Origin of the sequence: Natronoarchaeum sp. GCM10025321 (assembly GCF_042663585.1) — an archaeon.
Classification (GTDB): Archaea; Halobacteriota; Halobacteria; order Halobacteriales; family Natronoarchaeaceae; genus Natranaeroarchaeum.
Window position 1 is genome coordinate 1,551,881 of record NZ_JBHTAN010000006.1, and the last position, 24,988, is coordinate 1,576,868.

Annotated in this window: 20 protein-coding genes; 4 read left to right on the plus strand and 16 right to left on the minus strand. The window is 62.3% G+C overall.

All coding sequences use genetic code 11. The annotated features are described in order from the left end of the window. Positions 1-17 precede the first annotated feature (17 nt). The gene (locus tag ACFQL3_RS10685) at positions 18-1,250 is read left to right on the plus strand and encodes a HEAT repeat domain-containing protein (protein ID WP_377054072.1); all 1,233 of its coding nucleotides are present in this window, start codon (positions 18-20) and stop codon (positions 1,248-1,250) included. Between the two features lie 13 nt (positions 1,251-1,263). Here the strand turns inward: ACFQL3_RS10685 and ACFQL3_RS10690 are convergent, their stop codons facing one another. The 9 genes from ACFQL3_RS10690 to ppsA all read right to left on the minus strand — a co-directional run bounded on the left by ACFQL3_RS10690 (position 1,264) and on the right by ppsA (position 13,528). Continuing rightward, positions 1,264-2,061: a DUF7289 family protein gene (locus tag ACFQL3_RS10690; protein ID WP_377054074.1), complete on the minus strand. Its 798-nt coding sequence runs from the start codon at positions 2,059-2,061 to the stop codon at positions 1,264-1,266. After that, a complete protein-coding gene (locus ACFQL3_RS10695; RefSeq protein ID WP_377054076.1) occupies positions 2,061-2,564 on the minus strand; it encodes a DUF7266 family protein in 504 nt (167 codons plus the stop codon). The genes ACFQL3_RS10690 and ACFQL3_RS10695 overlap by 1 nt, the downstream gene beginning before the upstream one ends. Continuing rightward, on the minus strand, positions 2,564-3,013 hold the full coding sequence (locus ACFQL3_RS10700; protein WP_377054078.1) for a DUF7261 family protein: 450 nt from the start codon (positions 3,011-3,013) through the stop codon (positions 2,564-2,566). The genes ACFQL3_RS10695 and ACFQL3_RS10700 overlap by 1 nt, the downstream gene beginning before the upstream one ends. 2 nt (positions 3,014-3,015) lie before the next feature. Beyond that, positions 3,016-3,612, minus strand: coding sequence for a DUF7288 family protein (locus tag ACFQL3_RS10705; protein WP_377054080.1), 597 nt, complete (start codon positions 3,610-3,612; stop codon positions 3,016-3,018). A 2-nt stretch (positions 3,613-3,614) separates the two neighbouring features. Continuing rightward, complete coding sequence (locus ACFQL3_RS10710) at positions 3,615-4,133, minus strand: DUF7287 family protein (RefSeq protein ID WP_377054081.1); 519 nt, start codon at positions 4,131-4,133, stop codon at positions 3,615-3,617. Position 4,134: 1 nt separating this feature from the next. Then, positions 4,135-6,192: a type II secretion system F family protein gene (locus ACFQL3_RS10715; RefSeq protein WP_377054083.1), complete on the minus strand. Its 2,058-nt coding sequence runs from the start codon at positions 6,190-6,192 to the stop codon at positions 4,135-4,137. Then, on the minus strand, positions 6,192-10,001 hold the full coding sequence (locus ACFQL3_RS10720) for an ATPase, T2SS/T4P/T4SS family (RefSeq protein WP_377054085.1): 3,810 nt from the start codon (positions 9,999-10,001) through the stop codon (positions 6,192-6,194). The genes ACFQL3_RS10715 and ACFQL3_RS10720 overlap by 1 nt, the downstream gene beginning before the upstream one ends. Before the next feature lie 245 nt (positions 10,002-10,246). Then, positions 10,247-11,074, minus strand: a complete 828-nt coding sequence (locus ACFQL3_RS10725; RefSeq protein ID WP_377054087.1) for a pantoate kinase — start codon at positions 11,072-11,074, stop codon at positions 10,247-10,249. Positions 11,075-11,173: 99 nt separating this feature from the next. Further along, a complete protein-coding gene (gene ppsA / locus ACFQL3_RS10730; RefSeq protein WP_377054089.1) occupies positions 11,174-13,528 on the minus strand; it encodes a phosphoenolpyruvate synthase in 2,355 nt (784 codons plus the stop codon). Positions 13,529-13,651: 123 nt separating this feature from the next. Here ppsA and ACFQL3_RS10735 point away from each other — a divergent pair, with 123 nt between their 5' ends. Continuing rightward, positions 13,652-14,185, plus strand: coding sequence for a hypothetical protein (locus ACFQL3_RS10735; RefSeq protein WP_377054091.1), 534 nt, complete (start codon positions 13,652-13,654; stop codon positions 14,183-14,185). 36 nt (positions 14,186-14,221) lie between these two features. Here ACFQL3_RS10735 and ACFQL3_RS10740 read toward each other — a convergent pair whose 3' ends face one another. Further along, a complete protein-coding gene (locus tag ACFQL3_RS10740) occupies positions 14,222-15,133 on the minus strand; it encodes a PhzF family phenazine biosynthesis protein (protein ID WP_377054093.1) in 912 nt (303 codons plus the stop codon). Positions 15,134-15,250: 117 nt separating this feature from the next. Here ACFQL3_RS10740 and ACFQL3_RS10745 point away from each other — a divergent pair, with 117 nt between their 5' ends. Beyond that, positions 15,251-15,958, plus strand: coding sequence for a phosphoribosyltransferase (locus ACFQL3_RS10745; RefSeq protein WP_377054095.1), 708 nt, complete (start codon positions 15,251-15,253; stop codon positions 15,956-15,958). A 3-nt stretch (positions 15,959-15,961) separates the two neighbouring features. On the opposite strand, the gene ACFQL3_RS10750 is transcribed toward ACFQL3_RS10745, so the two are convergent. From ACFQL3_RS10750 to ACFQL3_RS10775, 6 genes are all read right to left on the minus strand, one after another. Continuing rightward, the gene (locus ACFQL3_RS10750; RefSeq protein WP_377054097.1) at positions 15,962-16,843 is read right to left on the minus strand and encodes a segregation/condensation protein A; all 882 of its coding nucleotides are present in this window, start codon (positions 16,841-16,843) and stop codon (positions 15,962-15,964) included. Continuing rightward, positions 16,836-20,420 (minus strand): chromosome segregation protein SMC, encoded by a 3,585-nt coding sequence (gene smc / locus ACFQL3_RS10755; RefSeq protein ID WP_377054099.1) that lies wholly within the window; start codon positions 20,418-20,420, stop codon positions 16,836-16,838. Before smc ends, ACFQL3_RS10750 begins: the two co-directional genes overlap by 8 nt. 29 nt (positions 20,421-20,449) lie before the next feature. Further along, the gene (locus ACFQL3_RS10760) at positions 20,450-20,755 is read right to left on the minus strand and encodes a DUF7518 family protein (RefSeq protein WP_377054101.1); all 306 of its coding nucleotides are present in this window, start codon (positions 20,753-20,755) and stop codon (positions 20,450-20,452) included. Between the two features lie 83 nt (positions 20,756-20,838). Next, entirely contained in the window at positions 20,839-21,057 is a 219-nt protein-coding gene (locus ACFQL3_RS10765; protein ID WP_377054103.1) for a hypothetical protein, read from the minus strand. Positions 21,058-21,124: 67 nt separating this feature from the next. Further along, positions 21,125-21,877 (minus strand): DUF7345 domain-containing protein, encoded by a 753-nt coding sequence (locus ACFQL3_RS10770; protein ID WP_377054105.1) that lies wholly within the window; start codon positions 21,875-21,877, stop codon positions 21,125-21,127. Between the two features lie 63 nt (positions 21,878-21,940). Continuing rightward, on the minus strand, positions 21,941-23,599 hold the full coding sequence (locus ACFQL3_RS10775) for a PepSY domain-containing protein (protein ID WP_377054107.1): 1,659 nt from the start codon (positions 23,597-23,599) through the stop codon (positions 21,941-21,943). Between the two features lie 181 nt (positions 23,600-23,780). Between ACFQL3_RS10775 and ACFQL3_RS10780 the strand changes: the two genes are divergently transcribed. Beyond that, positions 23,781-24,974, plus strand: coding sequence for a DUF7345 domain-containing protein (locus ACFQL3_RS10780; protein WP_377054109.1), 1,194 nt, complete (start codon positions 23,781-23,783; stop codon positions 24,972-24,974). The last annotated feature ends 14 nt before the right edge of the window (positions 24,975-24,988 follow it).

Genomic DNA, 24,988 nt, shown 5'->3' on the forward strand with positions numbered 1-24,988 from the left:
GGGCATGGAGGGTCTACATGAGTGACGACGATAACGGCGACGACGGCGAGGCAGAGCTTACGATCGACGCGCTCCGGGAACGGCTCTCGGCGATCGAATCACAGCTTGACGAGGCCGAAACCGAGATCGATCTCGACGAGGTCGAGAGCGAGTTGAACGCACTCGAAACGGATCTGGAAGCCGCCGATCTCCCGGATCCGGACGACGAGGACGAGGATCCGCCCGAGGAGGAGATCGAAGACGAGAAAAAAGACCTCGAAGAACAACTCGAAGAAGCACGCGGTCCGTACGACGAGGATGTCGTCGAGGAGATAGAGGTCGCGATCGACGAGATCGAGACCGCCGAGTGGACCGAAACCGGCCTGGACGGGGTCGCGACGGCCATCGAAACCTTCGTCGGCAGCGTCAACGACGAACTCGATTCCTCGGTCGAACTCGCCGCAGACCCGGAGATCGAGGACTTCGTCGCGACGCTTGAAGACGCCGCCGAGACGATCGAAGCAGCAGGCCTCGACGCGGACGACGACGCAGAGGCCATCGGAACGTTACTCGACGCCGCCGAACAGCTCGTCGACGACCTCGACGCGGCCGAGACGTGGGACGATCTCTCCGTCCGGGAGAAGCTCGATCACCACGGCTTCTACGACGTGCTGGACCACCGCAAGGACTTCCCGCCGGAGTGGCACGCGCTGAAGGTCTTCGAGAAACGCGGCGACGTCGACAAGATCCTGATCGCGCTTGACATGCTCGACTCCGACTTCATGGAAGAGCACTGTCTCGAAGCCCTCGAACGGATGGCCCGCGAGGAAGCCGTCGAGCCGATGATGGAGCGCGCCCAGAAGCGCGACCAGGACGCCATTCGTATTCTCGGCAAGATCGGCTCCGAGGAACCGGTGGAGATGCTCCTCGAATACATCGAGGGCGACGGGAACCCGGGACTCCAGAAGGTCGTCATCAAGGCCCTCGGCGAGATCGGCTCTCAAGAAGCCACCCAGGGCGTCGCACAGAAACTGGACTCGGACAACGAGGAACTCCGCAGTCGCGGCGCACGCGCACTCGGCCTGATCGGCGACACCCGCGCTATCGACCCGCTCGCAGACGTCCTCGCGGAGGACGACTCCGACACCGTCCGCGCCAGCGCGGCGTGGGCACTCAACCAGATCGGCACCGAAGCCGCGCTGGAGGAGGTCAGCCAGTACAGCGACGACAGAGCCTACCTCGTGCAGGCGGAAGCGGAAAAAGCGGTCTGATCGACGACTCGTTTTAACTCTCGCTGCGTTCCAGACTCAGTTCGACGTCGGTGCTGCGGACGACGACGCTGTTGTCCGAGCCCACGGCACAGGTTGCAGTAAAGTCGTCACCTGTGTCGATAGTGTCCGGATCGGTCACCGACCAGCCGGATTCGTCGAAGTATCGTGCCCACGCATCCGCGTGCGAGGAATCCCTGATCGTGAGCTCGATGTTTTCGTCACTATCGTGCGTATACGCCTGCTGACCGTTCTGAATCGCACCGATCTGCATCGTGCTGTCGCTGCCGATGGCTACGGGGCCATCACGCTTGATGTCGACGAACGAGACTATCGCGCGAGTCTCGCCACTGGCATCCCGGCAGACAAACTCGGGTTCGCGAATCATCACGCTGTTCTCGTCGTCGGAGCGGAACACCGCGCCCAGTTCGTAGGAGATCCGCGTATTGTCGTTGTCGTAGTGCATCGCGCCGACTGGCTGGTCGACGTTTTCATCGATTCCATTGATCGTTAGCTCTGGTGCGTCCTCGTCAATACTCATCCGCGCACCGCGCGGATTCAACTCGCTCAGTCGCTCCTGCCCGCGGTTCGTCTGGAGGTCGTTGAACGACGCTCCCATCGACTCGAAGGCATGGACTGCGTTCTGGTCCTGCTGTGCCGCCTGGGCGTCGCCGAGTGCGCCGATACCGAAGACGTAGACGACGCCGACCGACGTGATGATGACGCCGAAGACGAGCACGAACGCCAGCAAGTCGCTGACTGCGCGGTCACGGGCCGAGGTCGTCTCGTCGCTGGTCCGCTCTGGTCCGATCATTATGGCCGCTCCTGTGAGATGGTAATCTTGCTCCCGTTGTAGTGGATCCAGATATCGCCGCCCTGCACGGTCGTCGAGGTATCGATATCCGTCTCGACGGTCAGGGGTACTTCGACATTGTCCGTTTGCCCGGATTCGATCACGAGACACTGGTCTGGATCCCACGTATCGCACTCGCCTGCATCGTCGTCGTACAGAGTGACGAAGTACTGTCCCCCTGAGAGCCGTCGCGGATGCTCGGTTTGCACTGTCACTGTAGCAGGGTCCGGATCACCGTCCGCGCGCTGAGCGGCCTGATCGACGGCCGTAATCTCTGTTGCCAGCCGATCGCCGATCGTCGACTTCTCGTCGTAGGTCGCCCGGTCCTTCTGGTTGTCCAGTAGCGTCCCCGTCCCGATCAACAGCCCGGAGATCAGGATCGTCGTGATCGCAATCGTGAGGACGTGCGTGATCGTCACCGAGACGGCGCGGCGGTCGGCCGGAAGTGATCGTTTTCGGCTCATCAGACGGTCACCTCGATAGTTCGTTCTTTCGTCACCGAGCGCGTCTCGTATATCACTGTCACTTGGACCGTATCGATCTTATCGCTGGACTTTGTGGTGCTAACCTCATCGGGTGGGATCGAGACGATAGTTGGTCCCGAGTCGCCGTATCGCTCGGCGATCAGTCGATCATACTCTTTGATCGAGTTATGGAACGCGGTCGTACGCTCGCTGTAATTGCCGTTGGCAGAGTCGTTGTTGGCCCGCTGGGCGAGGCTGGCGACCGTCCGGTTAACGTCTGACTCGACCGCCGACCCATCCGAAATGCCTGCATTCGTCGAACTCGCCGCCATGTTTGCGGTAAAAAGCGTCGTCGAAAAGACGACGACAATACCGATCAGCACTAGTGAGAGAGCGACGGCTCCAACAAGGATCAACTGGCCGCGGTCGTCGCGTGTGGTTCCAGTCATGATTATCGGATCGTCAGTCGCACCTCGACGACGTTGTATATGTAATCGTTGCTGGTAGCACCTCGCGTAACGGGGTAGTTGTCTCCATCGTCGGATAACGTGTTGAGTTCCTCTTCAGGGTCGGCGCAGGAGGTGCCGCTCCCGCTCTCGCGAAGGAGCGGCTCGTCTTCGTACAGCGTTACTGTTCGGCTCACTGTCACGCCGTTACGCGTCGACGCACCCTGGTAGGTGACTCGTTCCGTGCTGGTATCGGTAGCGTACTTGATCTCGAGATTGTACGACCGGTCCCGGTCTCCGAACGTGTCATCGAGGAGTGTCTGGAGTTCCGTATCATTGGGCGGTGCCGTCGCGGTCCCTTCCTGGCCAAACCACTCTTCTTCGGTCGTATTGTAGCACCGCGCCATCTGAGTAAGGTGCCCCTCGTCGGCGGCGATCTGCATGACGTCTTTGGCCTCCTGTTCGATCTGTGCCTGATTCCCGGTTTCGCCGGTCGACGGGAGCAAGACAGCGGAGTTCAGCGCGAAGAGGACGGCAGTTAGCAGGATCATCGCGCCGATGACGCCTTCGAGCGTGAACGCCTGGCCGCGTTTGTCAGACATGATTACCATACCCTCACTGTGAGTCGATACGCCACGTCGCCCTGGTCAGCAGCGTCGATTTCACCATCGTCGATCTGTACGATACGCGAGACCGACGATGAGTCCTGCCCACGGTACTCGTGACCGACTACCGCGTCGCCGTGATCTTGCAGTTCAATCGGATCGGTTTCGTCAGGCGACAACGGCGTAATCGTCACGTTGACCTGTGATGTCGACGCCAGCCCGGCCTCCGCCTGCAGTACCTCCGGATCGTCGTCCTCGAACCATCGATCGATATCTACCTCTGTCATCATGTTCCGCTCGTCCCCACCGTCGACGATCAACATCCCGACGCGCTCGGCCTGCGCGCTCGTGTCTTCGCCCTGGATCGCCTGTCCGTAGGGAGTGAACAGCGTCGGAAAGTACACAAAGACTGCGCCGACGACGAGCAGGAAGATGCTGATACCGATGGCAAAGTCCTGAGCCGTTTGGGCGCGCTCATCGGTCCAGAGACCGCCAACGGAGATGCTGTTACGCTCCATGTTAGCCGATGATCATCCAGGTTACCAGTGCGATAGTCATGAGGACGATGACGAACTTCATCCCGCTGAGGATCTCCGCGTCGCGGATGTAACCGCTGATCATCCCCGAGAGGACCGCCTGCATCGTTACGGCGTGGAGGAACAGCATCGACATTAGCTGGGTGTCGAGATCAGATCCGAGCGCTTCCGGTCCGCCACCGCCCCCCTGGAGTTCTCCGCTGGACTCGGCCGCCCCCTCGGTTAGTCCAGCCATCACGTCGAGGAACTGCGTCTGGAGGATGGCCATCACGGCCAGCAGCGTCAGATACGTCATGATGATGATGACGACCTGCATCAGGGTCCGGGACTTGCGCTCGCGCTCGATGTCGTCCTGATTCTCGCTCGCCTGCGCAGCAGTCGTCAGGACGTCCGTGATCTGGCTGGATGCCTCCTGGGCTTTGCTGATGAGTTTGATCGTCCGTGCCATCCGGGGCATGTGGTACTTGTTGTTGAACTCCACCAGTGCGTCGCGAAGGCTCATCCCGTAGTTGACCTTCGCGTACATCGTCTCGAACTCCGTCGAAAGCTTCCCCGAGGAGGTGTCCGAAACCGTGCTGAACGACTCCAGCAGCGTCATGCCGGTGTCGTTTGCGCTCGAAAGCTTCCGGAGGCTGTCGGACATATCACTCAGGACCTTCTTGCGGTGTCTGGTGTTCCACTCGTAGAAGACCGTCAGCGGCAACAGCACGATGTACAGGGGGAGGTAGACGTAGACGAACGTCCCCCAGATCGCGTTCTCCTGTAATCCGCCCCACGACGTCGGAACCGAACCGGAGGCAAGCGCCGTGACGATAACGACGAGTCCGACAGGGACAGTCAGTACGAGCGTCATCAGGGGGTTATCTCTGAAGAAGATGTGTGGCCGACGGATTATCTTGAGCGTCTCGTAGGTTCCCTCCCGGTCTTTCATCCGGTCGAACACGCCGAAATCGCCGGTATACTCCTCGACGAGGCCGAGATTGAGGAGACCGGTATCAGTGTCGACCTTCACCCACTGACTCGATCCTTCAGGATTGAGATAGCCGTCTCCGGGGTCGTCCTCCTTGACCGTCGAGATCAGGACGAGGAAACCGAGGCCGGTCAGCGGAACCAGCGCGTAGACGGTCCCGTACAGCATCGTCGTCTGATCCTGGCCCATCATCTCCATGATGACGAGGATAATGATGAGCAAGAGGGGGAACAGCGACAGGGTCATGTACATCTCCCCGAACAGTTCCAGCGTTTCGAGGGTCATCTCCTGTTGCTGTTTCGCGGTCCGCATGTGCTTTTCCTTCTTGTCGTTGAGGAAACTCTGCATGTCACCGCCGCTGTTGACGATCGACAGCATATCCGTCATGAACTGGCTCAACTCACTGCTCGGCGACGTCATCGCCTGGTTGCGGATCGCCGTCCGGTAGTCGGTATCGAAGTACTCAGTCTCCTGGACGAGGCTCTGAAACTCGCGGGCGACTTCGCCGTAGGTGTCCTCGGCGTTCGCCATTGCCTGCAGGATCTCCAGTTGATTGAGCCCCCCGACCGAGAGCGCGTACATGAACGAGACCGCGTCGGGCAACAGCATGTTGATCTCGCGTTTCCGTGCCGACGAGCGAGAGTACGGTACCGCGACGAGCGCACCGAAACCGACCGCAAAGCCGACCGTTCCGAACACCAGCCCCGTAACGGCGATGACCAGCGGGATGCGAAGGCTGACAACTAGCTCCAGCAATGCATCGTTCGAGATCGGGATCCCCAGAAGCGGTTCCTGGCCGAACAGCCCCATCGCGACCAGCGAGTAGCCGAGCAACGTTCCGAGTGCCCACAGAATGACGCCGCTGATCACGCCGATCGCGAGCGCCCGGGAGATATACATCTCGACGGTCGCGGGCATCCGCGCCTCGGCCAGTTTCTGCTCGACGTCGGCGACGAAATCGCTATCGTCCGCAAACAATCGCTCGTACAGCGGATAAAACGCGTCGCCGAGACCGTCGCCGGAACCGAACCCGCCGCCACCGCTCGGCCCACCAGTCGTGTCGAGGCTCATCAGTCCTCACCGTCCTCGGGCCCGAAGTCGACGTACTCGAACCCTTCTATCCGCTCGTCGACGATCCCACCGTCGTCGTCATCCTCTTCGTCTATTTCAGTGAGGGCGCTGCCGTCCTCGTCGCTATCGATTTCGTCGAAGACAGTCTCGTCACCGCTGTCATCGGCATCGTCAGAGTGGGAGTCCGGATCAGTGGACTCGTCCGCTTCCGACCCCGTCGACGGGTCGTCGTCAGGACGCTCCGGATGGTCCGTCTCGGGCGTCTCTGGAGGCTCCGGTGCAGACGTATTGACCGTTTCAGTGTCACCGTCGTCGTCGGTCTCCGTGCTCGAGAGTTCCTCTTCGTCCGGCACTTCGATCGTTATCTCCGGCTCGTCAGGCGAAGACGCGTCTCCGTCGTCCGGACTGTCCGCCTCAGTCGCGCCCGCCGAGTCGGTCTCAGCGTTCGACGCCCGTTCGGAGTCGGACTCGCTCTCCGGTTCGGCCTCGCCGAACATCCCTTCGTCCCGGTCGTCGAACAGGGACCCATCGTCTCCATCGTCGTCGCTATCACTGAATACGCCGCCGTCGTCGGTCGTCTCGCCGAAGACGCTGCCGGTGTCGGTAGCCGGACTGTCCGTCTCGTCGGTGCCCTCGAACGACTCCGTGCTTTCGTCGTCCCACGTCGGGCTTGCCGGCGTCTCGTTCTCGCCGTCCGGAACTGTCCCGTCGGCGGCATCGGCGGTCTGGATCGAATCAGTGTCACCCGGTGCATCATCAGTCTCCTCGCCGCTCGTCTCGTCATCGACCTCCCCCTCGGTATCGGCAGGTGTCTCAGGGGCAGGGTCTGGCTCCGGTGACTCCGCGCCGGACGGTCCCGTCTCTGCCGGCTCGGCGGTAGTGGCTTCCTCGCCCCCGGCCGAATCGTTCGACACGGTAGCCGGTAGGTCGGATCCACCTTGCGAGGCCGGCGTCTCTACTGTGTCCGCCGCATCCGTTGACTCCGTCGAGAGGTTCTCGATGGCGTCGCGGGCACCTGTAGCGACGGCTTCCGACTCGCCCGGTTCCGCGCTCGCTTCGGCCGTCGACTCGTCGCCGTCGCCGCCGAAGAATAACCCGTCGTCTCCGGAGAGCCAGTCGGGGTCGTCGACCTCCTCCGTCCCGAACGAGAAGTTCTCCTCGTCGACGCCGAACGCGTCGTCCTCCGACGCATCGAACGAGAACTCGTCGGTATCCTCCTCGTCGTCCTCGGCCTCGTCCGCTTCGGAGTCCGCCTCGAACGCACCGGAGAGGCCACTCGGCGTCTCGCCGCGGTACTCCTCGAAGATCGACTCCTGTGCGCGTTCGAGGATATCCGTCGCCTCGTTCATTCCCTCCTCGTTGGCGGTCGGTCGTGGGACCAGCGCTTCCTTCTCCGGATCGACGTCGATTAGAACGCTCTCCATCTCGCGGAGGTCCTCGAGGCTGTCCTCCAGTTGGCCGTTCGCGATCAGCGTCAGGATCGTATCCGGATCGTTGATGTACGCCTGAATCGTCGCCGCGACCTTGCTGTACTCGCTGAGGTCGTTTTGGATCAGGTACGCAAGGATCGTCCGTCGCTCCTGGAGTTCACGGTCGAGTCGTTCCTGTCCCCACCCTCGGTCGAACTTGATCTCTTCGAGGGTGTTCGACTCGCCCATCTTGAGGAACTCGTCGGTCTCTGCCTGCCACTGGTAGACGTCCTGAACGTTGATCTCGTCGTTCTCGGCGTCGTAGTGGTTGACCTCGGTCAACTCTTTGTTCCGGCGGACCTTGTGGCCCTGCACCCGCGTCTGGGTCTGGATCGAGACCAGATCCAGCGCCGTGAACATCGTCTTCGAGACGTTGATCGGGTCAGTCGTAAATCGCTTGAGCACCTCGCCGACGCTGTCGGCGTGGAAGGTGGTATAGGTCGTGTGACCGGTCGACATGACCTGGAACAGGGTTCGACCCTCCTCGCCACGGATCTCGCCCATGACGATGTAGTCGGGGCGCTGTCGCAGTGCGGCCTCCAGCAGATCGAACTCGTCCACGTCCCCCTCGTCGTCGTCGGAGAAGGAGGGTCGAGTGATGCTGGCGATCCAGTTTCGCTGTGGCAACTCGACCTCCCGCGTGTCCTCGATGGAGACGATCTTGCTGTTCGATGGGATGAACAGCGAGACGGCGTTCAGGCTTGTCGTCTTCCCGGACGCCGTACCGCCGGCGAAGATCAGGCTCTTGTGGTTCTCGATGCAGAGCCAGAGGAACGCCATCTCGTCGAGGCTGAACGTGTTCCAGTTGATCAGATCGATCGGGGTAAAGGGGACGTCTTTGAACTGCCGGATCGTGTAGTTCGTCCCGTGGTCGGACACTTCACGGCCGAGCGTTAGCTGTGAGCGCGAACCGTCCGGCAGCGTGGCGTCGACCTGTGGCCGCCGTTTACTGATCCCCTTCCCGGAGCGCTGGGCAAGCTTGACGACGAAGTCGTCGAGTTCTTCTTTCCCGTGGTAGACGTTCGAGATGATCTGTTCGTAGTCGGTATGATACACGAAGACGGGGGAGTTGTAGCCGTCACAGGAGATGTCCTCGACGTTGATGTCGTGTTTGATCCCGTCGATCCGCTCGTAGCCGATGAAATCCCGCTTCAGCAGGTAGAGTAGTTTCTCGACCTGGTACTCCGTTAGCGACTCGGGATCGTCGCCGAGGACTGACGGCTCCGGACGCGCTTTGATCCCATCGAGTGCGCCGTCGTCCTCTGGCTCCTCGACGTCCTGTCCCATCAGTTTCTTGAGTTCGTCGACGATCCCGCTTTCCTGCCCATCGGTAGCGCTAAAGAGATCGTACCGTCTGAGCAGGCGTTTCGTCTCTCTGTCGAGCACGCCTTTTCGCATTTCCTCGTCGCCAGCGGTCGCGATTTCGTCGTCGGCGTACTTGATCGCCGTTCTGAGTTTTCCCGTCAGGAACTCGCGCAGGTTCTCCTCTATCTCGTTCTGGTGCGGTTCGATCAGGTAGTATTTCTTTTCGTTTTCCTTTTCGGAGTGAAAGAGGATGACGAAGGCGTAGGGTTTGTTCACCCAGTACCGGTTTTCCTCCCGGAAGTGGAGTTTCTTCGCCATCGGCACCGACTTTTCCAGATCGTACCGATTGACGACCGCAGTGTGGCCCTCGCTAGTCGTGAAGAAGTCGTCCTCGTCGACTTCGTCGCGGATATTGACCGTCCGCTCGTCGACGAGGTCGGAGAGTATCTCCGCTCGGTCCCCTGCCGCGTGCAATCTGCCTTCGACAGTCTCAGGCTCGAACCCCAGATACTCGGCCGGTTCCCATGGAATCGGCTCGCCGTTCGAATCCTCTGGGGCTTCGACGTCGGTCCCGCGCCCCTCGTAGTAGAACTCCTGTTTGAAATGTTCCCACTCGTACTCGTCTTTGACTACCGCAGTCTGGACCGGATCGATATACTCCCAGAGCGTTCTGTCCCAGTCTTTCCCCCACGGTGCGGCGTAATCGCTGACGACCTCGGCAAATCCGTCGGGGTGGAAACCCAGATATGTCGACGGATCTAGAGATGTGTTCTGCCAGTCGTCACCGGAGGGCTTGGGTGGTTCGACCTCCTCTCCGTCCTGCCCGCTGTCCAATCCCAGTTGTTCTTCGGGCGGATCCGGATAGAGAGCATCGACCTCGTCGCCATACCCGAACTCCTCCATAAAATCGGCCCACGTGTACTCCCCGACCCGGGTCGGGTCCGAAGACGAAGAATCGTCTTCGTCGGGAGTGGCCGACTCATCGGCGGACTCGAATCCACTTGACCCCGACTGGTCGGCATCATCAATTGCCATTCGCTACACCCTTTACTGGATCAATCAAAAAACCTTCCGGCAATTATTAATAATGATAACTGCAACAAAAATGACAGTACTCTGATAATACGGCTCTTAAACATTGCTGTGCGACCGCTGCCAATGATTTTCTACTGATAGATCAGTCAATTTACCCATTATATGCACGCGGATGAGAAAAGAAACTATGTCGGGATTAAGAGGGTTGAAAAGCAGGTTAGGGTACAGACAGACCGCCGGTTCTCTCATTTGAAAACTGCACCGGCAGGATACGTGTTGCAGTGCTCTGGTTCGTAGCCAGCGTCCGAAAGGCCCGTTCCGAGCGCGAACACCGTCTCGCCGAGCATCGCCATCGAGGCCTGTCCGTCGGCCGCGCTGACGTCGTCGATAACCTCCCCGACCCGGGGAGTCAACAGTTCTGCCTCCCTTGCGAACCCGCGAGAGGCGTAGATGAAACTCGACAGTGTCGGCTCCCGGACGAGCAGCGAGAGCGCTTTCTCGCCCGCGTCGTTGAGGAGTTCGCCGCTCTCTTCGAGCACCGACTCGGTCGAGAGTTCGTCGAGATGGATGTACTCGACGCGCACGCGCGAAGGTACAGCATCGAGCACGTTGTGCTGTGGCCCACCCGGTTCCAGCCTGATTGGGATCCCCCCCTTTGCCTGGGCAACCACGTCGCCGAGGCCGGTTCCCGCTTGCACTTCTGCGCCGTGTGCGATCGTTATCAGTTCGTTCTCCGAGAGCCCCCGATCCAGCACCTGGTTAGTCGCCAGCGCCGCTCCGAGCGCGAGCGCTCCCGATACCCCGAACCCGGCCCCGAGCGGCAGGTCGCTCTCCGCGTCGACGAGCACGTCGGCAGCCAGCGCGTCGAGCACGCGGTCGACTGCCTCCACTTCGATACTGGTGTCGTCGAGGTAGATAGCACGCTCGTCGGCCGCTCGGACGGTGACCGTTACGCCGTCCGAGAGCGCCAGTCCGGCCCCTTGCGACCCGGCTTTCGTCGGGTCGTCGTCCTCGGATATCGTAAAGAATCCAGTGATATGTCCCGGGACGAACACCGTCGCCTCGTCGTTCACCGAACTCTCCTCCGCAAGTCCGCGTCGCTCATGACCGCCGTGTTTCGCCCCGACGGTCATAAACGTACAGTTTCGAGGCCGTCCGAGTTGGAGCGCCGGCTACCGGATCGAATCGAGTAGCAGACGCTGTTCGACTCGCTTCACTTCGCGCTGGACGTCCCGGACGGCGTCGATATTCGCGCTGAGCGAGGAGATACCTTCCTCGACGAGGAACTCGACCATATCCGGCTTCGAGGCGGCCTGCCCGCAGATGCTCGTCTCGATCCCTCGGTCGCGACAGGTCTCGATCGTCGAGGAGATCAGTTCGAGGACGGCGGGGTGCAGTTCGTCGAAGCGGTCCGCGACAGCACCGTTGTTCCGGTCGACGGCGAGGGTGTACTGGGTGAGATCGTTCGTCCCGAACGAGACGAAGTCGATCCCGGTTTCGGCCATCTCCCCGACGCTCAGCGCGCTCGCAGGCGTCTCGATCATTACGCCCCAATCGCGTTTGTCCGGATCGATCCCTGCCTCCACCATCTGCTCGCGAGCGCGGCGGGCATCCTCGGCGTCGTTGACGAGCGGGAACATCAGCTCGATGTTGTCGTAGCCCATCTCGAACAGGCGGCGGACGGCATCGAGTTCGTGACGGAACACCTCCGGCCGGTCGAGACTTCGTCTGATCCCGCGGTAGCCAAGCATCGGATTGTGTTCTTCAGGCTCGTCGCCACCCCCCTGGAGTTCGCGGAATTCGTCGGTCGGCGCGTCGAGTGTCCGAACGCGGACGGAACGGGGATAGAACTCGTCGGCGACCGTCCTGATCCCGTCGATCAGTTCGTCGACGTATGCATCGGCACCGTGATCCTGGACGTATCGCTCGGGCGTCTTGTCCAGCGACAGCACCATGTGCTCGATCCGCAGCAGTCCGACGCCGTCCGCGCCCGACGCAGCGGCACGCTCCGCGGCATCAGGAATCGAGACGTTGACCTTCACCTCCGTTGCGGTCATCGGTTTGGCGGCCGACGGTGTCGGGGCGGGGGTGGTCTCGGGTTCCGAACTGGTCGTAGAGGCCCCACTTGTCACCGTTCCTCGCTTGCCATCGAGCGTGATGACCTGCCCGTCGTCGAGACGAGTCGTTGCGCTCTGTGTCCCGACGACCGCTGGAACGCCCAGTTCGCGCGAGATGATCGCGGCGTGACTCGTCATCCCGCCCTCGTCCGTCACGATTCCGGATGCCCGTTTCATAGCCGGGACCATATCCGGCGTCGTCATCTCGGTGACGATCACGTCCCCTTCCCGGACCTTGTCGAGTTCGTCGAGTTTGTCGACGATCCGAACGGCCCCCGAGACCGTACCCGGACTCGCGCCCAGTCCGCCGACGAGTACGTCGTCACCGGCACCGCCGCTGGCTTCACCCTCGGCGACGGCACCGCTACCATCGGTCACGTTCCCTTCGGCGGTCGCACCGCCCGAAAGCTCCTCGGCCGGTGACTCCGGAGTCCCGAACGCGTCGCCACTCCCGGTGTCGATTGTCGTGATCGGCCGGGACTGGAGCATATACACCTCGTCATCGACGATTGCCCATTCGACGTCCTGTGGGGTCTCGTAATGCTTTTCGACGCGCTCGCCGAGAGCAACCAGTTCCCGTATCTCCGCTTCCGAGAGGACGCGCTGCTCGCGGCGTTCGTCGGGGACCGACTTCTCGACGGTCTCCCCGGTCTCCGGATCCTTGACCTGCATCACCGTCTTGTCGGTAACGGTCGCCGTGAGAATCTCGCCCTCGGATCGGTCGACCACGTAGTTGTCCGGGGAGACTGCGCCGGAGACCACCGCCTCGCCTAGTCCCCACGCGGCCTCGATAATCATCCGCTGATCTCCAGTCGACGGGTGACTGGTGAACAGTACCCCGCTTCGATCCGCGTCGACCATCCGCTGGACGACGACGGCGATGTTGACCGCGCTGTGATCGAACCCCTGTTTCTGCCGGTAGTAGATCGCCCGCTGCGTGAACAGCGAGGCCCAGCACTCACGGATCCGTTCGAGGAGACGCTCCTCGCGGACGTTGAGGAAGGTCTCCTGCTGGCCAGCGAAACTCGCGTCCGGTAGGTCTTCAGCGGTGGCACTCGACCGGACCGCAACGAACGGCTCCCCGCCCGCGTCATCCGTGCTGATCGACCGGTAGGCGTCGAGTATCTCCGAGCGAACGTCCTCGGAGAAATCGCTCTCGACGACCAGGGTCTGCGCACGCTCGGCGGCCGCCGCCAGCGCGCTGGAATCCTCCACGTCGACGTCGACGGTGTCGAACAGTTCCTCGTCGATACCGGCACGTTCGATAAAAGAGCGGTAGGTGCCAGCGCTGACGACGAACCCGGGTGGAACGGGCAGTCCAGCGTTCGTCAGTTCCCCGAGGGACGCGCCCTTTCCCCCGACGTCTTCGATGTCGTCCGATCCGATTTCTTCCAGCCAGTGTACTGGCATCTGTATTGGAACAGTTTACGACGCAACTAAAGAACCTACCGGATTAATAGTTAAGAATATGACTCACATACGAGTACCTCTCCCGACCAATATTTATATCAGTTGGGGCACTGGTGTCCGCCAATGCAACTGACAGAAGCGTTGCGGTGGACCATCTACTACCGTGGTATCGCGCTGGTATCGTTCCTCCTCGGGACGGCACTCGCGGCCGTCGGCGTCTGGTACGGGTTCGTCGATATCGTACTGAATCAGCTTCCGGGAACCGCCGGCAATGCAACGGTGGACGTGACAGGTCTCGTAGTTGGCACTGCGTTGATTCTTCTCGGGTTCGTCGTCTGGCAGGTCGGGAAGACCGCCGCGTTCTACATGACCCTCACTGAGGCAACCGAGAACGAGATGGCGGACCGCTTCGACACGCAGACGGTCAAAAGCGAAATCCTGGAAGTACTCGACGATCGGCTCTCGGACATCCACACGGATGTCGAGACGACCCGCCAGCAGATCGACCGCCTCGGTATCGAGGACCACGCCGACTCGCTGACCAGCGATCAGATCGACGGAAGAGCCGGATCTGCGACAGGAAGCCAGCGCCCCGGAGACGGCGATCCGTCCGATATGCCGGACACTGAACCCGACCCGGCGACTGGCGACCGGTAGTCAGAGAGCGGGGACGCGAACGGCCGGACGAACTGCTCAGGCCTGCAGAATCTCGTCGTCCTCGATCGACGGTACTGCTATTCTCCCTTCGAGGGCGGTGACCGCCCGCCCGCCGACCGAGATGCCGTCGCCGACACGGACCCGAACCGTTCCCGGTCGGTCCATCACGTGGCCTTGCTCGAACAGCATTTCCTCGGGGAGTTCGCCCCCGAACGCGTTCATCTGTCGGAGATACGCACCGGCGGCGGCGCTCGCCGTCCCGGTCACGGGATCCTCGGAGATGCCGACCGGCGACGCGAACGCCCGGCCATGTAACGTCGAATCGGGATCCAGCGCGTCGAACGTGAACGCATAGATACCGGTCGCCCCGACCTCCTCGCAGATCGCATCGATGGCGTCGTCATCCGGATCGGCGTTCAGCAATGCCTGCAGATACGTGACTGGGACGATCAGGAACGGTTCACCCGTCGAGGCGACCGCGACCGGTAGCTCGACGCCGGGTTCCGAAAGCGCGATTTCGTCGATACCCAGCGCGTCGGACAGCCGATCGTAGCCGACGTCGACGGGTTGGACCGTCGGAGAGTCGCCGCCCATCCAGACGACGCCGTCTTCGGTCACCTCGACGTCGATGACGCCCACGTTCGTCGCGAGCGAGTGAGTGCCCGGATCGATCACGCCGGTCTCGACCAGTCGTGCGTGCGACGCAACCGTCGCGTGCCCGCAGAGGTCGACCTCCTGCTGGGGCGTAAAATAGCGGATCGCGCGGTCGGCGTCGGCGCTCTCGAGAACGAACGCCGTCTCACTCACCGATAGCTCGCGGGCGATTGACTGCATCTGCTCGTCGCCCAGGTCGTCGGCCGCCCTGACGACGCCGGCGGCGTTGCCGGCGAGTGGCTCCCGGGTGAACGCGTCGACCAGACTGAGTTCGACCGTCTCCTCGTCGTTCATATCAGCACCCATGGTGGGCACTGCATTAGTGGTGACGCCACGAAATCGGCCGGCCGAGGCAGTCGCACCAAACCCAATCGCTTTAGATACTGCGCCGAGACCGTTCAGGTGATACCGATGTCCGATCTTCCGGACGAGTTCAACTGCACGATAACGGACTGGGAGTACATCTACAGCCTCTGTCGCGAGGTCAGCGAGGACATCAAGGCCGCGGAGTTCGAACCGGACGTGGTTGTCGCGCTGGCCCGCGGTGGCTGGTTCGCCGGCCGATGTCTCTGTGACTTCCTCGGGCTTGACGACCTCGCCAGTCTGAAGATGGAACATTACGTCGGCACCGGAGAGAAAGCCGACGAGCCGCAGGTCCGCTATCCGATGCCCGAGGGCAGTGTCGAGGGCAAGGACGTGTTGATCATCGACGACATCGCCGACACCGGCGGCTCGATCATGCGCGCCGAGGAGTACGTCACCGAGCGCAACCCCGGCGAGGTCCGCACGGCGACGCTTCAGCTACTGGGCACCAGCGAGTTCCAGCCGGACTTCGTCGGCGAGCAACTCGAAGAATGGGCGTGGGTCGTCTACCCGTGGAACTTCATCGAGGACATGATCGATCTGCTCACTGGCGTCATGGAGAAAGCCGATCAGGAGACCTTCGACGAGGATGCACTACGCCACTACCTCGCTGCGTACCACGGGGTGGATCGGATCGAAATGGAGATCGCCCAGCCCGGACGCCTCGACGAGGTCCTCACCGAGATGGAGCGCCGGGACGAGATCGAACACGCCGGAACGGCTGACGGGGGGGAGGACCGCTGGCGACTGGCCTGAGTCTCAGTCCGCCACCGCTTCTTCGCTTCCCCGCGCCGCGTTCGGATCTCTCACCCACAGATCCCCGAAGAGTTCGTCCTGCTGTAGTCGGACGTGTCCGCGGTTCGCCAGGAACAGTAGTGAGAGATACGTCATCACGCGGCTCCCGCCAGCCGTCGCAATCTCGGCGTAGAGCACCTCGGCACGGCCCGCCTCGTACTGCTCGCGCAGGACGCCGTGGACGTCCTCGATGACCGTCTCGATGTCCTCGCCGTGGGTGTTGCTTGTCACGTCGGCCTCCGTCGGCTCCTCGTCGGCGCGGAAGTCGTCGCCGGAGTGGTAATCGAGCGTCTGGGTACCGCGCTGGAACCCCTGTGGGGAACCGCTGGTGTCGTACTCGCGGGACTCTTTCCACCACGAATCCCGCTCGGCTTCCCGGAGTTCTCGAACCAGTTCGTCCAGCGTCTCGGGGTTACCACGCGCGCTCTTCCGGTCGAGTCGACGCTCCATCTCGGCTTCCAGTCCCGCGACCGGGTCGACCGCGCCGGACTCCTCGGCGGGGGCTTCCTCGAACGCCGTCTCCCAGGGCTCGGGCTCTGGGTCGTCTTCCTGCGGGCCGTCCAGCAGTCGGTCGCCCTTCATCCGGAGTAGTACGCTCGCGTAAAAGAGCGCCCGGCCCGAGGTTCGCAGATCCGCTTGGTCGAGTCGGTCGAGATACTTGTCGGTGACCGCGACGATGTCGATATCCCACGGATCTATCTCGCCGTCCTCTGCCATCCCGACGAGCAGTTCGACCGGTTCGACCTCCTCGTCACTCTCGTCGCCAGTCAGCGCCTCCGGCGGACCGGACTCGCCCGCCCCCGAGTCGTGACCGGTGATGTCCAGCGGGATGTCCTCCTCAGTCATCCGCACTCACCTCGGTGTCACCATCTAGCTCGCCGAGTTGGATTCCGGTGACCGCGCTGACGTTGTCGTCCTGCATCGTGACACCGATGGCGCGTTCGGAGCGGTCGAGCATGGCCGAGCGGTGCGAGACGACGATAAACTGCGCGTCACCTGCGAGTTCGTCGACCAACTCGCCGACCCGCTCGGCGTTCGCGGCGTCGAGGAAGGCGTCGACTTCGTCGAGCGCGTAGAACGGTGCGGGGTTGAACCGCTGGATGGCGAAGATAAAGGCGAGTGCGGTCAGGGACTTCTCGCCCCCCGACATCGAGTCGAGGCGCTGGATCGGCTTGTCGGCCGGTTCGGCCTTCATCGTCATCCCGCCGTCGAACGGATCAGTCTCGTCCTCCAGATGGAGGGTGCCGGTGCCGTTCGAGAGCCGACTGAAGATGTCCTGGAACTCCCGGTCGATTGCCTCGTAGGCGTCCATAAAGGTCGCCTTCTTCTGGGCTTCGTAGGAGTCGATGCGCTCTTCGATCCCGTCGCGTTCCTCGACCAGCGTCTCCCTGCCATCCTGTAGTTCGTCGAGTGCGGCCTCCACGTCGTCGTACTCCTCGATGGCCAGCATGTTGACTGGCTCCAGCGCCTCCATCTCGGCTTCGAGTCGGTCCACAGTCTCGGTCACTTCGTCGTGGTCGGGGATATCCTCGGGGTCGTACTCGCCGACCGCCGCTTCGAGTTCGTCGATCTCCCAGTCGAGGCGTTCTGCGGCCTCGCGTTTCTCCGAAAGCTTGCTCTCGACGCGGGTCACGTCGTCGGCCCGCTCGTCGCGCGCCGACTTCGCTTCCCGGAGTTCGTCTTTGAGGTCTTCGCGTTCGTCTTTGAGGTCGGCGAGTTCGTCCTCGAGTTCGAGGACCTCCTGACGCTTCGCTTCGAGCGCGCTCTCTTTGTCCTCGATGCGCTCCTCGTACTCGGCGATGTCCTCTTGGCACTCGGCTTTGCGGTTCTGTGCCGTCTCGACGGTCTCCTGAAGCTCCTCGATGGCGTCTTCGGTGTACCCTTTCTCTAGCTGGTACTCGTTGAGGTCGGCGTCGAGGTCGTCTCGCTGATCCTCCAGGTCGTCGATGTCGGCTTCGATCGCCTCGATCTCGGCGGTCAGTTCCGGGATCCGCGAATCCGCTAGCTCGGTCTCCAGGTCGTCGATGTCGGCCTCGATCTCGGCCAGTTCGGTCTCCTGCTCGTCGATCCCGCTTTCGATCTCGGTCATCCGCTCGTCGACGGACTCCCGCTCGCCGCGGAGTTCGTCGAGACGGTCTTCCTTGCGCTCGATTTCGGCCCGCGTCTCCTCGATTTCGGCCTCGGTCGATTCGATCTTCGTCTCGATCGAGCGGACCTGATCGGCCGCTTTCGTCTGTCGATCCCGGGCATCGTCGAGGCGCTCTTCGACTGACTGGACGTCCTCTTTGAGCGAGGCACGCTCGTCCTGCAGTCGATTGATCTCCTCTGCGACCCGCTCTAGCTGTCCTTTGCCGCTCTTTGTGAACGAGTACCGCGAACCGCTCGTCGAGCCACCGGTCATCGCGCCGCTCTTTTCGACCAGTTCGCCCGATAGCGTCACCATCCGGTAGTCGCCCATATACTCCCGGGCAGTCTCGATGTCCTCGACGACCAGCGTATCACCGAGCACGTACGAGAAGATGCCCGAGTAGTCCGAATCGAAGTCGACGAGATTGTACGCGAAGTCGACGACGCCCGGATCCGACGGTTTCGAGGGCAGACTTCGACTGTGCATCTCCGTCATCGGGAGGAACGTCGCCCGCCCCGCGTTGCGCGATTTGAGATAGTCGATACACTGCTGGCCGATGCCGTCGTCGTCGACGACGACGTTCGCCAGCCGACCGCCTGCCGCAGTTTCACACGCCGTCGTGTACTCTTTGGCGACGCCGCCGAGTTGGCCGACCGTGCCGTGAACCCCGTCGAGGTCGCCGTTGAGAATCGTCGAGACGGCGCGGCCGTACGAGGAGTCGCCGCTCTCGTCGGCACGGGCTTCGAGTTCGGCGTACTCCTGCTGTTTGGCCTGGATCTCGTCTTCGATCTCCGAGAGCTCTTCCTGCGTCGAGCGTTTCTCCCGTCGCAGGTCGTCGACGACCTCCTGGATGTTCGAGCGGTTGGCCGTCGCCTTCCGCAGTTCGTCCTCCAGATCGGCGATCTCGGCTTCTAGCTCCGGGATCCGTTCTTCGGCGTCGTCGAGTTCGCCTTCGAGTTCGGTGATCTCGTTCGAGCGCCGGCGTGCCTCGTCGAGCAGGCGATCCTTCTCGCGCTGGAGTTCGTTGCGGTCTTCTTTGATCGACTCGCGGGCTTTCTTTCGCTCCGCGAGTTCCTCTTTCAGTTCGTCGAACTCGGTGTCGATCGCGTCGATTTCGTCTTCGACCTCGGCCAGTTCCGACTCTTTGGCCTGAATATCGGCGGCGATCGAGGATTTCGTGACCTTGGTTTCACGGATCTTCCCCTCGAGTTCGTCGATCTCTTCCTGTTTACGATCGATCTGGACGAAGGCCTCGCGACGACTGTTCTCCGCGTCCTCGCGTTTCTCTTCGGTCGCTTCGATCTTGTCCTCTAACCGGGCGATGTCGCCTTTGAGCCCCTCGATCTCGCTTTTGATCTCTAGCTGCTCGTCCTCGCCTTTGCGCTGGATCTCGGCGTCCAGATCGTCCAGATCCTCTTCTAGCCTGACGACGCGGCCCTGCCGCTCGTCGAGTTCGCGCTGGAGCGTTTCGAGTTCGGCCTCGAGGTCCTCGATTTTGCTCTCGACGCCCGCCAGATCCGCGCGTTTGTCCTCCAGCTCCGCGGCCTTGAGATACCCCTCGTACTCCTCTTTTTCGTCGCGGAGGGACTGGTATTCGAGGGCGGTCTCCCGTTCCTCGCTAAGCTGGTCGAGCCGGGTTTCCTTCTCGTCGATTCGGAGCTGTATCTCGTCGATCTGATCCTCGACGGCTTCGAGTTCCTCGAAGGCGTCCTCCTTCTTCGCGTCGAACTCCGCGACACCCGCTATCTCGTCGATGATCTCCCGGCGCTGGTGGGGTGTCATGTTGATGATCTCGGTCACGTCGCCCTGCATGACGACGTTGTACCCCTCCGGCGTGACGCCGGCCTGTGCGAGCAGGTCCTGAATGTCCGAGAGGTTGACCGATCGACCGTTCAGATAGTAGTAGGAGTAGTAGTTGTCTTCGGTCTCCTTGACGCGCCGGCGGATCGTGATCTCCTCGATGTCGCCGACGTCTTCGGATCCCGCCGCGTTGACGACCTGGTTCCGGACCAGCGTTCCGTCGGAGTTGTCCAGCACGACCTCGACACTGGCTTCCTTGGGTCCGGCCGCGGCCTCGCCGTCCTCGTAACCGGGGTTGTAGATGAGGTCGGTCAGTTTCTTCGCGCGGATGCCCCGGGCCCGAGCCAGTCCGAGCGCGAACAGTACGGCATCGATGATGTTCGACTTACCGCTACCGTTCGGGCCGCTAACGGTCGTGAAGTCCTGATAGAACGGGATCCGCGTCTTCCGGCCGAAGCTCTTGAAGTTGTCTAGTACGAGCTCTTGTATATGCATGATGTATGACGCGGACGTGACGGCCCGGCTCAGGCGACGATGATGTCGTCGCCCAGCCCGGAGTCGTCCGGTTCGTCCTCAGCGTCGTCCTGATCCCCCTTATCGGCTTCGGCTGCGGCTTCTTTGACTTCCTCCGGCGCGGCTTCGGACTCGGGCTTGACCCCATCGTCGTCCCGGTCCGGCGACCCCACAGTGCTCGCGGGTTCGGGGTCGAGTTCGTTCTCCAGCATCCGGATGCGCTCTTTGGTCTCCACTAGCTCCTCGGTGAGCCCGCGGATCGTCGATTCCAGCTCCGACACCGTTGCTTCGAGTTCCTCTACACGCTCGTTCGACATATTAATGACACGAACGCCCCGGCCTCATAAATCCGCGTCAGACAATGGACAGTTCGTTGATGGGAATACGTAGTTCGCGTGCGCTACCAGCCGTCCGGGTTGTGTTTCGCCGAGCCATACCCGATCATGATCCCGCCAGTGAACACGAACAGGACGATCCACAGGGCGTTGTTCAACGTGACGTCCTCGGCGAAGTACAGTATCAGCGAGAAGAAGCCGATACCGAACAGTACCAGTCCGAGCGACTGGAGCTGTGTCGGGGACAGTCCGAACGGGATATCGGTCGGATTCGAGTCGCTCATAGCGAAACCCATCAGGGCGGGGCGCAAATAGGTTGTGGAAACCGAAACAGCGTAACGGAGCCGTCAGCTACTCCCGACGAACGGAGTACAGCGCGAGCAGACCGAGCGTCGTGAGCGCCGTGGCGAATCCGAAGCCCGGCAGGGAGTTGGAGTCCGGGGTCGAACCGGCGGTCGCGCCGGACTCCGCTCCGCTTGTGTCGGGCGTCAACACGACCGAAAACGCCGAGAGGTCGGTCCCGGCGTCCCAGCGCAGGGTGGTGCCATCGACTGCATCCGGCCCGGGCGTCGTACTGTCGATCCCGTAGCCTTTCGGCGGAACGACTGTGAAGGTACCGTCGGACTGGTAGCCGCTCGCGAACGGCTCTTCGAGCGTTAGCTCGTCGCCGTCGGCCTCCGCGAGGGCCGACCAACGAACGGCTAGCGTGACGACGCCGCGTGTCCCCTCGTCGTTCGTCTCGACGCTGCTGCGCGGATCGCTCACTGCCATCTTCCGGTCGACGTCGGCGTCGGCGCGGGTCGCGATCCGGTCCATCCGGGTCTCGTACTCGTCAAGTAGCTCCTGCTGACGCCCTGTGTCCGACTGCAGTTCCTCGAACGCCGCCTGCTCGGCGTCGGTCGTCAGATCGAACTCGGTGACGAGTCGCAGCTCCGCATCACCGGACTCCTCGACATCGACGACGAACGTACTCTCGGCACCGTCATCGGCCGCCGATTGCGCGCCGACTGGGGCGACCGTCGCACCGACCGTCGCTACAGCGACAGCGACACAGAGTGCCAGTACCCAGACCGGCCGCCGGGTAGAGTCGCTTCCCTTCCTCATTGTTGCCCGATTGTGCTACCGGTCCATCGGCCACACTCTGTGTCCGATCCCGGAGCCGGAGCGTTACTCTTCGTCATCGTCGTCGTCAGTCTCTTCCTCGTCATCTTCTTCATCATCTTCTTCGTCGTCCTCATCGTCGTCATCGGATTCTTCCCCGTCTTCGTCGTCCGCTTCCTCTGCCTCGTCTGCTTCGTCTTCGGCGTCTTCGGCGTCTTCGTCTTCGGCGTCTTCGCCCTCGTCGTCGACGACGGTGAGCGTCCCGTCGACGAGTGCGTACTCGTTCTCGAACTCTAGTTCACCGCGCTCGACTTCGAGGCCGAACTCCCCGTCTGCGGGGAGCTGGACGGTGACTTTTCCGTCGGCGTCGGTCGTTCCGACTTGCTGGTCGTCGAGTTCGACCGTCGCGTCACTGACCGGCTGATCGTTGTACGTGGCAGTCAGCGTCGCCGTTCCGTCATCGTTGCTCGTCAGACTGACATCGAGTGTCCCCTCCTCAGCCTCGTCGTCATCGTTGCCGCTCAGATCGAACTCGATTTTGGCGTCCGCGTCGCCCTGTTCGACCTCGAACTCCGAGTCCTCGTAGACAGTGACAACGAGTGTGCCGTCGGCACCGGTCGTGCCGACGACCCCATCCTCGCCCTCGACATCGACGTCAGGGGCGGGTTCGCCGTCGACGAGCACCAACAGCGTGATCTGCTCGCCGACCGCGGGCGTACCCTCTGCGACGAGTAGGCTCACTTCGACTTCCTCGTCGTCTTCCTCAGCGTCGTCCGCATCGTCGGCGTCATCCGCATCCTCGTCCGCTCGTTCGATCTCCTCCTCGAACTCGAACGCCTCGCCGTTCGAGGCGTCGATCGAGACCTCGGCCTCGCCGCTCTCGCCGCTCTGGCTGCCGCGAAGCTCGAACTCGAACTCGTAGACGCCGTCGTCGGTATCGATCTCGGTGTCGACGAGCCGCCACGTACCGTCGGTCTCATTCAGCAGGCCGCGTGCGGTGTCGAGCGCCTCGGATTGGCTCACCTGTATCGAGCCGTCACCGGTTCGCGGCCGCTCGAACTCGCGCGAGCGGTCGCCGTCCTCGTTCTCGACCTCGATTTCGAGGCCGTTCTCGACCTCGACCGAGAACTCGCCGCTCTGTTCGCCAGTGAACTGCTGGAACAGGGCCGTCGCGCCCGAGCCTGTGACGGCTCTGACGTCGGCTCTGGCTTCGTCGAACTGGCTCTGGGTAGTCCCCTCAGCGGCCAGATCAACCTCGTCGACCTCGGTGGCGCGCTCTTCGACGCGGTCGAGAGCGGCTTGGACGTTGCTTGCCTGCCCGTTGAGCACAGCGATCCGCTGGGCGTAGCGCTCGCGGGTTATCTCGCCACTCCGGTAGGCCTCGGTCGCGGTCTCGTACTCCGAGCGGATCGTGGCCGCACGGTCACGCAACGTCTCCGTCCGCTCGGCGACGCTGGTGACGCGTTCGGTCTCGTCCCCGCTCTCGTACTCGATCTCGAAGGCGACGTTTTCGAACTCCGTTTGAACCTCGCCGTTCGTCGCGGCCACGACGGTACTCAGCTGTCCGCCGACGCTCGCGTTCGTCCGGTCCGCCGTCTCGTCGGTCGATTCTTCCTGTATCGCTTGTGCATTCGTCGCGCCGCCGACCGCTGTTACGGGGGCCACCATCCCCACGCACAGCAGTAGCGTGACCGCGACCACTGTCGTAGTTCGTAGCTTCGTCATCAGTTACTGCCAAGACCCCTAACATGATAAGATGGTGATATAGTTGCGGCAGTTCCTACTCGCTTTCGGACGTTTGCAGATCATTGCAGCCGTTTGCAGCCGTTTTTGCGGCGGTTTGCGACGGTCGGTCGCTGCTCGCCCGAACGATTTATGACTGCCGAACAGCGAGTAGGCGCTATCCGTGAACCACCTCCCAGACCGGGTTTTCGTCGCGATTATCGTGATCCTCCTCTCCATGTCGGGGATCATCGTCCCAGTTGGCGCGGCGCCCGCCATGAGCGCGTCCACAGCAGATATCGGGGCGGGCACGCTATCGGTCACACAGGAGGAGTCACCGACAGAGGTCGCCGCGGCGCAGCCAGCGGCTGATAGCACGGTGACCAGGATCGCCGTCCACGAGAACGGCTCGGCGACCTGGGAGCTCTCGGTACGGACGCGCCTCGACACCGAGCAGCGAGTACAGGAGTACAAGGAGTTCCAGACGCAGTTCCGTGACGACCGGGACGCACGGATCGAGGAGTTCGGCGACCGGATGAGCGGTGTGGTCGAGAACGCCGCGGCGACGACCGGCCGAGAGATGACGACGACCGAGTTCGACGCCAGGACGAGTATACAGGAGTTCCCACGTCGCTGGGGCGTCGTCACCTACTCGTTTCGCTGGGACGGCTTCGCACAGCGTGATGACGGTGACGTCCTCGTCGGCGACGTCTTCGCCGGTGGGTTCTACCTCGACACCGACGACGCACTGATCTTCGAACCTCCGGCCGGATACGAGCACACCGCTGTCGAGCCCTCCCCCGAGGAGGTCGACGGGGATGAACTGGTGTGGCGCGGACGCGAGGACTTCGCCGACAGGACCCCATCGGTTCGACTGACGCCGACGGACGACGGAACCACCCCGCAGGGCACGAGTTCCGACGGTCTCGGCGACGCCGGGGTCATCGTGTTCGTCGGCGTCGTATTCGTCGCTGCTCTCGTCCTGCTGTATCGGCAACGAGGTAGCGTGAGGGCCGTCCTCGAGCGGTTCGAAAGGGCTCAGGCCGAGGATTCGCCGTCATCGCCCGACGAGGGCCAGACAGCGGATTCGCCGCCGGACACCAGTCCCGGGTCCGAAGCGAGCGCGACTGGTGAGTTGTCCGCGAGCGTCGCCGCCACGACGATACCAGTAACCGACGAGGATCGCGTTCGGACGTTGCTCGCCGACAACGACAGGCGGCTGAAACAGTCGGCGATCGCCGCCCAACTGGAGTGGTCCGACTCGAAGACGTCCCGCGTCCTGTCGTCGATGGCCGACGAGGGCACCGTCGAGAAACTCCGCATCGGACGGGAGAACGTGATCGATCTGGCCGACCGCGATAGCGGCGACGCGGAGTGAGCAATCGGCGCGTC